This window comes from Asticcacaulis aquihabitans (assembly GCF_032490435.1).
Classification (GTDB): Bacteria; Pseudomonadota; Alphaproteobacteria; order Caulobacterales; family Caulobacteraceae; genus Asticcacaulis.
Window position 1 is genome coordinate 369,605 of the sequence record NZ_JAVGWM010000002.1, and the last position, 14,109, is coordinate 383,713.

The following is a 14,109-nucleotide window of genomic DNA, read 5'->3' on the forward strand; positions in this document are numbered from 1 at the left end:
CGGAGCTTATGGCAACCCACTCGGATTTTGAGCCGTTACTGGAGTATGAGCCTGCTGAACATTCTTGGGCTTGCTGTCGGATTCGCCGCCGCATTCATCGTTGCGCTGGAGGTCAGAAGCGAACTGGGCTTTGACCGCTTCATTCCCGGCGCCGATCAGATTTACCTTCTCAGAACCCTTTATACACCCGATGCCGGCGACCAGATAAGCAGCGACCAATCGCCAGCAGGCATGGCGAAATGGCCGCAGCACGACAGCGCCTCGATAGAGGCCGTATCGCGCCTTGTAACAGCCGAGTGGCCGATGCGAACGCCACACATCGTCACGCAACAGTCCTTCTATTGGGCAGATTCAAATTTTTTCGATGTTGTTCGATTCAGCGCCGTGAAGGGAGACTTGAGCAAAGCCCTGCAGAAACCGGATAGTATGGTGCTGACGCAGAAAATGGCACGCACCTTTTTCGGACGCGAAGACGTCGTCGGGCAGACGGTAGTCTTGAGCGATTGGCTGAAGGTAACAATTACGGCGGTACTCGCTGATTTTCCGGACAATACCAGCTTCGGAAACCAGATTTTCATCTCCAGCGAGTCCAGCTACAGCATGATTTCCATTCTCGACTCTCATCCGGAGTGGAACTGGACCTCGTGCCTGACATTTGTGCGCCTTAAGCCTGGCACATCGCTGTCGACAAAGTCCTTAACCTTGCTGGCATCACGCAACGGTGTGTCCTCTCGCGAACATCCAACGAAATTTGAAATCGTTCCGTTGACCCAGCTTCACTTTCTGCCCCGGGCCGATTCGCCCATTGCGGCGCGCGGTCACCCCGACACAATTGTGGCCATGATCGCGGTCGCCGTTCTCATCGTCGTGCTAGCTGTTGTCAATTTCAGCGAGCTGATGACGCTACAAATTGACGAACGTCGTCACGAGATGGCCATCCGCAAGACCTTAGGTGCTGAAACTCATCATATCTTTTTACAAATCTTGGTTGAAGCCGGCATCCTGGTCTGCCTTTCCCTGACGCTCGCTGCAGCCGGGGTAGAGCGCTTTCTGCCCATGCTCGATCCAATAATGCGCGTTGGCCGGTCGCCATGGTCTGAGGTCTGGTTTCTGCTCGGAAGCCTGGCGGTCGGGTTCAGCCTAGCTATGCTGGGCGCCATCTATCCCGCTCTGGCACTGGCCTCGGCGCATCCGCGTCATAGCCGCAATCCTACACCTTCAATTGGCGGCGCATCCCTGTCGCGCTCGCTTTGGACGATCACGCGATTCTCGTTGTTGATCTTATTGTTAACGACATCCCATACCGTTTATCGACAATGGCGGTTCGCGACGAGCGACGGGCTAAATCATCAGGCAAACCGCGTCCTGCTCATAAATACCGCCTCAGACGTACCGGCCGATGTACGCCTGAGACACCCCCTGCTTTCCGTAAGGGGTGTTGAAAACGCTACCTATTCTCGCAGACTTCCGGAGCAACGCGACATTTGGCCTGATTGGATACGCAGAGGCGATGGGCGGATCATCCAAGCCCAGCGACAATCCGTCGATCCGTATTTTTTCGATTTTTACGACATCAAACCCTTGGCTGGCCGCACTTTCACAACCATCAGTCCGTCGCTTACGCCCCCTCGCGAAGTGATTATCAACCGGGCGGCCCTGCAAGCATTAGGCTTTGGTAAACCTCACGACGCCATCGGAGCCAAAATAAATCTCGCGCGCGACACGGGAGATCTCTCGTCAAAAATCATCGGCGTAGTTGATAACATACGCCTGGCCAATATTCGCGACCCCGCACCACCAATGATATTCGACAACCAGTCTGCATTCTTTAACCGCTTGAGTGTCAAACTCACGCCCGGGGCCGAAGCGTCAGCACTCGGCCATATTCGCGAAATCTGGCTGCAGACTTATCCGAGAGCGGGTCCAATGGATGCCCGGTTTTATTCCGATTACGTTCACACCGAATATGCCGATATGTATCAACAATGGTATGTGTTCGGGCTGCTGTCCGTTATAGGGGTGGCTGTTTCCATTTTTGGATTGATAGGCCTCTCCATCCACATTTACAGGACGGGCCGTAAGGAAATCGCGATCCGAAACGCCCTCGGCGCCAGCAAGGCCGATCTGATTGGGTTGCGGCTAAAACCGTATCTGCGTCCGTTAGTGATAGCGAACATTGTGGCTGGGCCGCTGGCCTGGCTTGTCGCCTTTTCGTGGCTTGGTACTTTCGCCCTGCATGTAAGCCCCGCCTGGCCGACGTTCGTTCTTGCGAGCGCCAGCACCTTTCTCATCGCCTTCGGCACGCTGGTAATTCACACGGCTCTGGTCGAACCCGCCAGGTCAAGCAGCCCCCTTAGAAACCCTGAATAAACGCGAAATCGAAGCATTATTTTTATATATAAATTATTATTGAGCCAGCCTACATTCCGAAATATCGAAATTCCCTTTTGATAACAAAAACTATTTTGAAACTGCGCCGAAATTGCATCAGATTTCCGAAAATTATTTATCGTTATAATTTTTATTTGCAAATTTGAATTTTAAATACAATGTGACCGTTCCGGTGCCTCGCAGGCACAGACCATATCCGGACACGAACGCGCAGACCTTACTGCCGATAAAAGAAAACACTAAGGAAAAGCCCATGACGATTGGTAGGCGTAAGTTTCTATTGTCGACAGCTGCAATCGCAGGCACCTGCAGCGCGTGTGGTGGCGGGGGTGGCGGCACCTCAGGATCATCGGGTTCATCCGGCGGATCGTCGTCATCGTCGTCATCGTCGTCGTCTTCATCCTCCTCATCGTCTTCAAGCTCTTCGTCCTCGTGGCTTTACCCAAGCTACAATACGAGCCCAATTCCCGCGGATTCGGCGGGCATGACCACCACCGCAGTCGGTGTCGCCGCCAAGATCAAGCTGGCCGTCAATATTGGAAATACACTGGAAGCCACGGGAGGGGAGACCGCCTGGGGCAATCCGATGATCACCCAGGATCTGGTGAACAAGTATAAGTCATTGGGCTTCGACGCCATCCGACTGCCTTGCTCATGGGATCAGTATGCGGATAAGACGACGGCCAAGATTTCGGCCACTTGGCTCGACCGCGTGAAGGTGGTCGTGCAATACTGCATAAATGCCGACCTCTACGTCGTACTCAATATCCACTGGGACGGCGGGTGGCTGGAAAATCACGTCGATGATGCCAGCAAGGACGCGGTCGCCGCAAAGCAAAAAGCTTTCTGGGAGCAGATCGCCACACACTTACGCGACTTTGATGAGCGTTTGATATTCGCCAGTGCAAATGAACCCGCGGCCGATAAGGCCACGCAGATGAACGCCCTAAACGCTTACCACCAGACTTTTGTCAACGCCGTGCGGGCGACCGGTGGCAAAAACGCCTACCGTGTTCTGGTCGTTCAGGCGCCAAGCACAAACACAGAATATGCCGTCTCTCTGTGGACAAACATGCCCACCGATACAGCGGCAAATCGTCTAATGTTCGAAATCCACTACTATGCGCCTTCCCAGCTTACAGTCATCACCACAGATCAGTCCTGGGGCAAGATGTTCTACTACTGGGGTAAAAACAACCACTCGACGATAGAGCCTGACCGCAATGCCACATGGGGTGAGGAGGACTATGTCGACCAGCAGATGCAAGCGATGAAGACGCACTTCGTCGACAAGGGCATCCCGGTCATCATGGGGGAGTTCGGCTGCTGGCGCAAAACCACGCCGCTGGACCTGGTAAAGCACAATGCTTCAGTGACCTACTGGAACAAATATGTCGCCCAACAAGCTCTGGCAAACGGTCTAATGCCCTTCCTATGGGACACCGGGAGCCTAATCGATCGAACCACCCTCGCCGTCAAGGATCAGGACATTCTGGACGCCCTGCTCACGGTCGCTGGCAAAAAATAAGCTTCTCCACGAGTCTCTGTCATAAACGCCCCAACGACATGAACTAGCCGCACTAAATCAAGACCGCCTGCAGTGGGATCGCCACTTGGTCGTGGATAATCGAACCCGTCTTTTTGCTCTGGCATGACGTCTGGCAAGGGCAACTGCCCGCCATCGCCTATGCGGCGCTTGAGCTGAAAAAGAGAATACCAATGAAGCGCTTCTGCCCCGCGCACCTAGGTATTCGCTCCAGTAGAGGGGTCTCGCTGGCGCGCCTCATCTGAAGCGATGGCTCGTCAGGGGGGCTTCATGCCGTCATTTGTCGATCACCTTTGTGTTATTTTGATAGGTTGGCGACCAATTACTGACCGGACAGATAGATCAACGGGGAAGAAAACATATATCTATTCAGCATATTAGTCGTTTTCTGAGCTTCGAAGCGTTTAACATTGGATCTGTCTACAAGGTAGACGCGCTTCATCGGGTATCGCTTTTCATATTGCCTGACGCTTAATTGTCTTACAAAATGCCAGGAAAGCCGCACGCCGCCCTCGCCGGGCAGCGCTTACCCTATTATGGAATATATAAATGGACAGCCGACGCTCGTTTTTGAAATCTTCAGCCACCCTTGTCGCCGCCGGCATCCTGACGCCCGTGGCACCGGCGCTTGCCGCCACGGCGCGGTTCGAAGCGGACGGGTCCCAGTTCCTGCTGGATGGCAAGCCCTTTCAGATTCTGGCGGGAGAAATGCACTATCCGCGGATTCCACGGGCGTGCTGGCGCGACCGCATGCGTAAGCTGAAGGCGATGGGGCTCAATACCCTGACGACCTATGTCTTCTGGAATGCCCACGAACCGACCCCTGGTCATTATAATTTTTCAGATAATCTCGACATCGCCGCCTATATCCGCATGGCGCAGGAAGAAGGCTTGTGGGTCAATCTGCGCCCAGGCCCCTATGTCTGCGCCGAATGGGATGGCGGCGGTTTCCCCGCATGGCTGCTCCCGACGCCCGACATTCAACCGCGTTCCACCGATCCCCGATATTTCAAACCGGTCCAGACCTGGCTGAAACGGCTTGGCCAGGAACTCACTCCCCTGTTGATCGACAAGGGCGGCCCCATCATTCTGACGCAGGTCGAAAATGAGTATGGTGCCTTCGGCAAGGACCAAAACTACCTGGCCCAGCAAATGAAGGCGCTCCGCGCGGCGGGCTTTGCCGGCATGCTCTATACGGCGGATCCAGCGGAATATTTTGCCAATGGTTCAATCCCTGGCCTGGTGGGCGGTATCAATTTCGGCACCATGGCCAAGGCGGAAAAGGAATTTGCCGATCGCGCCAAGGTTCGGCCAACGGGCCCCTATTTCTGTTCGGAGCTATGGGGCGGCTGGTTCGACTCCTTCGGCCGTATCCATGAGACCATGCCCACCCAACCCCTGATCGACAGCCTGAAATGGATGCTGGAGCATAAGTACTCCATCAGCTTCTACATGCTGCACGGGGGCACATCGTTTGGCTTTACGGCCGGCGCCAATTGGAACAAGGATGGATATCAGCCGCAGATTTCCAGTTACGACTATGACGCGCTCCTGGACGAGGCCGGCCGGCCAACGCCCAAATACCTGGCGGTCCAGGCCTTGTTCAAAGCCTATCTGCCCGCAGACACGTTCGCGCCCATGCCCGAGCCTGAGAAAGCCATCAGCCTGCCCCGGTTCCGCCTGACGCAGGGCGCGGCTTTGGATCAGCTTTTGCCTGCCCCCGTAACATCCACATCACCACAGACGCTGGAAGCCCTCGGACAAAACAACGGCCTCGTTCTATATCGCCATACGTCCAAAACCGCCGCAGAGGGCAAGCTACGCTTTGGCGATGTGCGTGACTACGCAATCGTTGGGGTAAACGGCCGGGCGCTGGGAGCGCTTGACCGCCGCTACAGGGAAACCGGCATGGATGTTTCGGTCAAGGCGGGCGACCGGCTCGACATTCTCGTCGATACGATGGGGCATTGCAATTACGGCGCCAATATCGGCAAGGACCAAAAGGGGTTGATTGGCGACGCGAAGCTCGGTGACGCGGCGCTCACGGGATGGGACCATTTTTCTCTGCCGCTCGACAATGTGTCGAAGCTGGCCTTTTCCACCGGCCCCAGCACCGGCCCAGCGTTTTATCGCGCCACCTTCACCCTGGCAGAAACCGGCTACACCTTCCTTGACATGCGCGGCTGGGGTAAGGGTCACGTTTGGATAAACGGCCACAATCTGGGGCGCTATTGGTCGGTTGGGCCCCAACAGGCTTTGTTCGTGCCCGCAAGCTGGCTCAAGACTGGTGAGAATGAGGTGATTGTTCTCGATCTGCACCCCGGTGCCGATCGCAGCCTTGCCGCCAGCCCCAAGCAGATCTGGGATCTGCCTGGATCAGGCCTTTAGGTGCCGGCCAAGCCTATTTGCTTGGAGATTGGCTTAGCCAATGCCCCGGCCGCACACCGAGTGTCAGATCTAACCTGCCGCCCCTCATGATATCAGCCTGCGATATCCAGGGGGCGGATACGGGTACGCCATTCAAGAGCGCCTTCTGAATATAGATCGCTTCCGGTCCCGCATTGCGCGCGATAATCGTAAAGGTTTTGCCGTTTTCCAGATGAATAACCGTCTGTGGCTGGTGAGGACCGTGCAGATAGAACAGGTCGGTTCCCAGTTTCGGGAACAAACCGATGCGGTTGAAGACGTAGTGTGAGCTCATGGCGCCGTTATCCTCGTCTCCGGGATAGGCATCGGCTGTGAATTTCTTGAAAACCTGATCGGCCCAATAGGCGCTCAAATCCGGCCGCCCCACATTACTAAAGAGCCAGGGCGTGGCGAACGAGGGTTCATTGGTAATATCGATCAGGCCGGACGACAAGGCATGGTCCAGACGCTTGACGAACATCTCGCGTCCGCCCATGGCGGCAACCATTCCGGAAATGTCGTGCAGCATGTCGTAAGAATAGATCCACGACGTTCCTTCGTAAAAACCGACATTGTTATAGGTTTTGCCATCCCAGCCCAGCTTCGGGTCTATCGGCTGAAAACCGCCGTCTGGATATTTGGGTTGGATGAAGCCTTGAAATCCGTCACTTTCCGCCTTTGGGTTCCAGACCTGACGCCACGCTTTCGAACGCGATAGCAGCAGACGCGCCTCCGTTTTATGTCCGGTGGCCGCGGCCAGCTTGGCGGCATAGTAATCATTTAACGCGAAGCCGATAGTGGATGAGCCAGAGCGTGCGCGCTGATTGTCCGGTTCCGGACTTCTGTCGCCAACCGCGAAATATTGCTGGCTTTGATAGCGCGGGCTGCGACGTTGGAAGGCATTAAAATGCGTAACGCGGTAGGCCTCACGCCAATTGACGCCCGGCACACCGCGGATCAGACCTTCGCCAATGATATTGTCGACCTCGTCACCCCCTTGGCCAACGTGATAAGGGTGGCCGGCGATAAAAGCCGTGTCGAACGCACCATATTGATCAAATGCCCGCACGATAGAGGCAATATTGCCGGCATAGTCGCGCGGCCGGATCAACGACATCAATGGAAACTCAGTGCGATATGTATCCCATAGCGTATAATAGTCATCCCAGTGCGGCGTGCCGAGATTGGCGCTTGACTGGTCGCGCGAGCGGTCACGCGGTTGGATGGCCGTATGATAAAGCGCGGTATAGAACCGCGTAAGGTCAGGGTCCGGCACGCCTGAAATTTCGATTTGGCCAAGCGTTTTATCCCAGGCCTTTTGCGCGTCCTCGCGCACCGTCTCAAAATCCCAGCCCGGAATGTCCTCATCCAACAAGGCCTGGGCCTTGGCGGCCGAGGTAAAGGAGACGGCGATCTTCATCAAGACGGGTGTCTCACCCTGTGTGTCGAAGGTCCACCATGCGCCTAATCGCTGGTCTGCGGTCGATTGGGCTGTCGTCTGCCCAGCCAGACTCTGGCCGTTTTGGAAGATACCCCATGTCTTGGGCGGCTGGTTCACCTTGGCGCAGAACCAAATGTCGACCAGGGCCGGATTCCAATACCCTTTCGCCTTCACGTGGCCAATGATCTTGCCTTCGGACGGATAGAGAGTGAGGTCAGCGAGATCAGACGCGGTAAGCCCCTTAATCTTGCGGGTGATGTCGAACACGAGTTGCGCCTGGTCGCTCTGCGGAAAGGAGAAACGATAGATGGCGGCATAGTGGGCGGGGGTTACCGCCACATGTGTCCGATACCGTGTCAGCGTGACCTCGTACATATCGGCGGCCGCGCGCTCGTCCTGCTTATCGGACAGGTGATCGGCTTCATCGAATACCGGCATGCCAATCTGCGGCGAAACCAGAAATGTGCCATAGGTCGTCACCCCGCCCGCCCCTTGGGTGTGCAATTGGGCAAAGCCGCTGATCGGGGCCGCCGGGTCGTAGCCGGCGTTGCTGCCGGTCAGGGTTTCGGGACTGGGATGTATGGAGCCTGAGGGCAAGGCGGGACCGGGCACGGTGTCACCCTGATTGTCATTACCCACACCCACCATCGGGTTCACATATTGGTAAAGTGGCTGCCCTGCCCCGGCAGACATGGGAGCCAGCAGTAAAAGACACGCCAGAAGGCGACATCCGACGATCTTCATTTCCATCTCCTGATACGGCCCCGTCCTGAGTTTATGGTGATCGCCCCAGGCGACAAAAGGTTTAAGGCGTAGGCGAGCCAAGGGATTTCGTCGGGTAAACCTGGTTGATTGTTCCGTCAGGATTATAGGTCATAGGTTCTATGGCGATGGACCGCTTGAAATCGCCACCGCCGGGAAGCAGGTTGTCATGATAGAAGAGCCAGGACTTGCCCTTATGCTCAATAATCGCCTGGTGGTTGGTCGAAATTGGCAGGTAGTCGAGGATCACGCCCCGATAAGCATAAGGTCCCATCGGCGATCGTGACGTCGCATAGACGATCTGGCCCGGCCACCCCGTCGAAAAACTGAAATAGTAGAGCCCGTTGTGCTTATGCAGGAACGGTGCCTCACCATATTTTTTCTTAGGGTCCTCCGCCGGGAAGCCCCTAATGACGAGGTCTTCGATCGGCCCGTCAGTGTGGATCATGTCCTTTTTCAACCGAACGATTTTCGGCACGCGCGTCCCGAAAACAAGATAGGCTTGCCCGTCATCATCAATCAGCACGGCCGGATCAATGGGCTCGGCGCCGGCATTGGCATCCCTGGCCTTGTCAATCAGTGCGTCGCTGCGAGCGTCAACAAATGGCCCCTCAGGGCTTCGGCTGACCGCGACCCCGATCTTGTCCCCGCCGACGGGTGCGTAGTAGTAGTATTTACCATTGCGCTTGGCCGCCTCTGGCGCCCAAGCCTTGGCATCCGGACGCGCCCATTTGAACACGGACACAGATAAGAAAGAGCCGTCATCTTTCCAGTGTTGCAGGTCTGTCGAGCTGAAAACACGCCAGTCGGTGGAATCCCAATATTTTCCTGAGTTGTCCTGGTCATTGGTGGCATACAGATAGTACCGGCCATTGAAATAGTGCGGCGACGGATCGGCTGTAAAACGCTGAGAAATCGGCGTACCTGCTGAGGCGGGGACGGAGACGGTGGCCCCGAAGGCTACCATGGCAAAAGTAACGAGCGTCTTCCCAAACCGTGTACCGACCAATCCCACATCATCCTCCGTCACGCTAAATTGTCTGATTAATTTATATTCGAAATGAAAATTGGCAAACGAATTTTTACCCGAGCATTGCCTAGATATCAAATATTGGCCCGCCAATATTGTGTTTTTTGGCCGCTAAAGCGTCTATTTCAGCCGAAAAGTGCGCCAAAGGTGATAATCTAGCGACTGCTTGCGCATTTTTTCGCTATCCATTCGCAAAAAGCCATGTAGTCTAGCCCATATTGGCAAACCAATTGCCCGCCAGCTCACGCGCGCGCCTGCCTGAGTACGGGGGTTCGAAAATGGAAACGTCTATGAAAAATCCAGACCGACGCGCGGTCATATACGCCGCCACCGCATTGACCGCCTTGCCGCTGCCTGTCTTCGCGGCGCAAAGCAAAGCCGGCAGCGGGTCGTCCACTCAGGCCTCAACCGCGCTGGCGCCGCGGGAGCGGATACTCTTCGATTTCGACTGGCGTTTTGCCCTGGGGCACGCCGCCGACGTCAACAGGGACTTCGGTTTCGGGCGCGACCAGAAGACCTATGCCAAGCAAGGCAAAGACGAAATCGCCGAACCCGCGCGCGCCGACTTCGATGCGCACCTCTGGCAAGCCGTGGACCTCCCGCACGACTGGGCCGTGACCCTGCCCTTCGCGCGCAACGATTATTTCATTCCGCCGGAAAACCCGGAAGACGGCGACCCTGGCGCGGGTCATGGCTATAAGGCGATTGGCCGCCGGTTTCCCGAAAACAGCATCGGCTGGTATCGCAAGGTGTTTGACCTGACGGCAGCAGACGCCAACAAAACCCTGACGCTTGAATTTGACGGCGTCTTCAGGGACGCCCTAATTATTCTCAACGGCTATATCCTGACCCGCCATGAGAGCGGCTACACGCCGTTCAATGTCGATATCACCAGCTATATCAATACCAGCGGCCCAAACATCCTGCTGGTCAGGACCGACGCCAGCCTGGGTGAAGGTTGGTTTTACGAGGGCGCCGGCATCTATCGCCACGTCTGGCTCGTCAAGACACATAAGGTCCATATTCCCCAATGGGGCGTCTGCGTCCGCGGGGAAACGTCCGGCGCCATAGCCTTGGAGACGGCGATCAAAAATGCCTCCGGAACCGCCCGAACCCTGGACCTAGTCAGCCAGATATATGATGGCGCCGGGCGCCCTGCGGCCAAGGTCAGTTCATCGCTGGAGGTGCCCGCGTTCAGCGAGGGGCGCGTCGCCCAATCCTGTGCGGTAGCCAATCCGAAGCTGTGGAATCTGGACGATCCGCATCTGTATACAGCGCGCTGCGAGATTTGGGAAAAGGGGGAGTGTCTGGATGTCTATACCGCGCGCTTCGGCCTTCGTGACATCCGTTTCGACGCCAAGGATGGCTTTTTCCTGAATGGCAAGGGTTTGAAAATTCGCGGCGCGAATAACCATGAGGACCACGCCGGCGTGGGTACCGGCGTTCCCGACGCCCTGCATTTTTGGCGCGTCAAAGAACTGAAAGATATGGGCGCCAATGCCTGGCGGTGCGCGCACAACATGCCGTCAGAGGCCATTTTAAACGCCTGCGACGAACTGGGTATGCTTGTCATCGACGAAACCCGCCTCATGACCGCGACACCTGAGGGCCTGAGCCAGCTGGAAACGCTCATCCGGCGCGACCGCAACCATCCCAGTGTCATACTCTGGTCGATCGGTAACGAGGAAACCGCCCAGCAAGGTACCGAACGCGGGCTCAAGATCGCCACGGAAATGCGCCGGCTTATCAAGTCCCTCGACCCTACCCGCCCGATTACGGCCGCCATGAACCATTACCAGGGCCAAGGGATTACGCCTGCCCTGGACGTCATGGGCTTCAACTATCATGAATCGAGTATCGAGCCCTTCCGGAAGCTGTATCCGGACATGCCCATCATCGGGACCGAAACAGCCAGCGCCGTATCCACGCGTGGCGAATATGTCCGCGATGAGGTGAAGGGTTATGTCAGGGCCTATGATCTGGATGCGCCGTCCTACGCCTTGACCGCCAGCGCGTGGTGGTCGCTATACAACGCCAAACCCTACCTGTCCGGCGGGCTCGTCTGGACTGGATTCGACTATCGCGGTGAGCCGACGCCCTTTAACCGATGGCCGGAAATATCATCACACTTTGGCATCCTCGATACCTGCGGCTTCCCAAAAGATATCTACTATTACTATAAGGCCTGGTGGCAGTCCGCACCGGTGCTCCACCTGCTACCGCACTGGACATGGCAAGGCCGCGAGGGTCAGCCAATCGACGTCTGGGCTTACAGCAATCTGGACCGCGTAGAACTCTTCCTCAATAAACGCTCACTCGGTGTCCAGACCGTACCCAAGGACGGGCATGTCCAATGGACGGTGCCCTACGTACCGGGCGAACTCGTGGCTTACGGTTTCAAGGGCGAAAAGGTGGTCATGAAGACCTCCCGCCGGACTGCGGGGCTCGCGACCCGACTGACGATCACCTCGGACAGGGCAGAGTTGCGTACCGACGGACAAGATATCGTGTTGGTGAGAGCTGAACTTTTCGACCAAAATGGTACGCCGCTGCCTACCGCCGACAACCTGATACAGTTTGCTGTCTCCGGACCTGCACGGATTGCCGGTGTTGGCAATGGCAACCCGACCAGTCTGGAAGCCGACCAAGCCTCGTCCCGCCATCTTTTCAACGGTCTCGCCCAGGCGGTTGTGCGTGCGCGACGCGCCGCCTCACCCGCGCCTGTCGTCATAACAGCCTCTACGGACGGTCTGCCCACCGCCCGTCTGAGCTTGACGGCGCACGCCGACTGATTGCCTAAATTGTCATACTTTTTCGGAGAATGTAATGCAGATTTCAAGGCGTTCAGTAATCGCGGCGGCGACCGCCAGCAGCGTAATCGCCCCTAACGCCCAGTCAAAAGGCCGGCGGTTTACGGGGGCCTGGTCGTCGCTGGCGTCTGGCTATCAAACGCCGGATTGGTTTCGCGATGCCAAGCTTGGCTTTTGGGCCCATTGGGGACCGCAGTGTATTGCGGAATTCGGCGACTGGTATGCGCGCAGCATGTACCTACAGGGTGACAGAGCCTACGATCATCACGTCAAGACATACGGTCATCCGGCCCAGTTCGGTTTCATGGAACTCCTCAAGAACTGGACAATCGACGCCTGGGACCCCGACCGGCTGGTTGGCCTCTATAAAAAGGCCGGTGCCAAATATTTCGTCGCCATGGCCGGCCACCACGACAACTTCGATATGTTCGACTCCAAGTACCAGGCTTGGAACATCGCCAAGGTCGGTCCCAAGCGCGATACCATGGCCGGATGGGCCAAGGCCGCCCGGGATCACGGCCTGCGCTTTGGCTTATCCAACCACCTCTCACATGCCTGGCACTGGTGGCAGACCGCCTATGGCTATGATCCCGAAGGCCCAGTCCGGGGATTGCGCTATGACGCCTACCGTCTGAAAAAAGCTGACGGCAGGGGTCTGTGGTGGGACGGCCTGGATCCGCAGGAACTCTATACCGGTCCTCAAGGCGATATGGTGCCGCCCGAAGGCATAGATACAATCAAGGCAATGGGCGCCTACCACGAGGCGCATTCGGGCCAATGGCTTGAAACCGTCCCACCCCACGACCCCTATTTTGTCAAAAAGTGGCTGGCGCGGACCCAGGACATGATCGACACCTACAAGCCAGACCTTCTGTATTTTGACGACTATGGCCTGCCGCTAGAACAAGCGGGTCTGGACGCAGCGGCCTATTTCTATAATCGCAGCCTCGACTGGCACGGCAAGGTGGATGTCGTCATCAACGGCAAGAAACTCGACGAGCTGCAACGCCGCGCCATTGTCGAGGATGTTGAACGGGGCTTCTCAGACCATTTACGCCCCTTGCCCTGGCAAACCGATACCTGCATCGGCAACTGGCATTATGATCGCCCACTATATGAACGGGACGGCTACAAAACCGCCAAGCAGGTGATACAACGCCTGTGTGACGTGGTATCCAAAAACGGCAATCTTCTTCTCAACATTCCGGTTCGCGCCGACGGGTCTATTGATGAAAAAGAGGAGAAGATCGTCACGGGTGTCGGGGAGTGGTTGGCGATCAATGGAGACGCGATCTTTGCTACCCGTCCGTGGGACATCTATGGCGAAGGCCCGTTCCTGCCGGTCGAAGGCATGATGAATGAAGGCGACGCCAAGCCGTTTACCTACGAAGATATCCGCTATACCACCAAGGGCGGCGCGCTTTACGCAATCGCCCAAGACTGGCCTGACAGTGGCTTCCTCGTCCTGACCTGCATGGCGTCGGGCAGGCCACAGCGCAAGGGCCGGATCGATCGGGTCGAACTGCTGGGGCATGGTCAAGCGCTCGACTTCGAGCTCGGCATGGGTGGCCTGACGATAAAGCTGCCCGGCGCCCGCCCGTCTTTCACACCGGCGCTGAAAATCATGGGAGAGGGCTTGACGGCCTAGCCCGGAGCGGCCTTGCTTTAAATCGGGCCGCATACGGCAAAAAAATGGGCGCTCACCTAGCGACGATGTGAGCGC

General features: G+C 56.7%; 7 protein-coding genes. 5 read left to right on the plus strand and 2 right to left on the minus strand.

Going from position 1 to position 14,109, the window contains the following annotated elements:
- Window positions 1–45 precede the first annotated feature (45 nt).
- The 3 genes from RCJ00_RS08550 (at window position 46) to RCJ00_RS08560 (ending at window position 6,325) form a co-directional block, all read left to right on the plus strand.
- A complete protein-coding gene (locus RCJ00_RS08550; RefSeq protein ID WP_316221383.1) occupies window positions 46–2,370 on the plus strand; it encodes an ABC transporter permease in 2,325 nt (774 codons plus the stop codon).
- A 505-nt stretch (window positions 2,371–2,875) separates the two neighbouring features.
- Window positions 2,876–3,919 (plus strand): glycoside hydrolase family 5 protein, encoded by a 1,044-nt coding sequence (locus tag RCJ00_RS08555; RefSeq protein ID WP_316221384.1) that lies wholly within the window; start codon window positions 2,876–2,878, stop codon window positions 3,917–3,919.
- 567 nt (window positions 3,920–4,486) lie between these two features.
- The gene (locus RCJ00_RS08560) at window positions 4,487–6,325 is read left to right on the plus strand and encodes a beta-galactosidase (protein WP_316221385.1); all 1,839 of its coding nucleotides are present in this window, start codon (window positions 4,487–4,489) and stop codon (window positions 6,323–6,325) included.
- Between the two features lie 13 nt (window positions 6,326–6,338).
- Here RCJ00_RS08560 and RCJ00_RS08565 read toward each other — a convergent pair whose 3' ends face one another.
- Both RCJ00_RS08565 and RCJ00_RS08570 read right to left on the minus strand, forming a co-directional pair.
- A complete protein-coding gene (locus tag RCJ00_RS08565) occupies window positions 6,339–8,528 on the minus strand; it encodes a GH92 family glycosyl hydrolase (protein WP_316221386.1) in 2,190 nt (729 codons plus the stop codon).
- 61 nt (window positions 8,529–8,589) lie between these two features.
- Window positions 8,590–9,669, minus strand: coding sequence for a family 43 glycosylhydrolase (locus RCJ00_RS08570; protein ID WP_316221387.1), 1,080 nt, complete (start codon window positions 9,667–9,669; stop codon window positions 8,590–8,592).
- Between the two features lie 197 nt (window positions 9,670–9,866).
- Between RCJ00_RS08570 and galA the strand changes: the two genes are divergently transcribed.
- Complete coding sequence (gene galA / locus RCJ00_RS08575; RefSeq protein ID WP_316221388.1) at window positions 9,867–12,368, plus strand: beta-galactosidase GalA; 2,502 nt, start codon at window positions 9,867–9,869, stop codon at window positions 12,366–12,368.
- 34 nt (window positions 12,369–12,402) lie between these two features.
- Complete coding sequence (locus RCJ00_RS08580) at window positions 12,403–14,034, plus strand: alpha-L-fucosidase (RefSeq protein ID WP_316221389.1); 1,632 nt, start codon at window positions 12,403–12,405, stop codon at window positions 14,032–14,034.
- Window positions 14,035–14,109 lie beyond the last annotated feature (75 nt).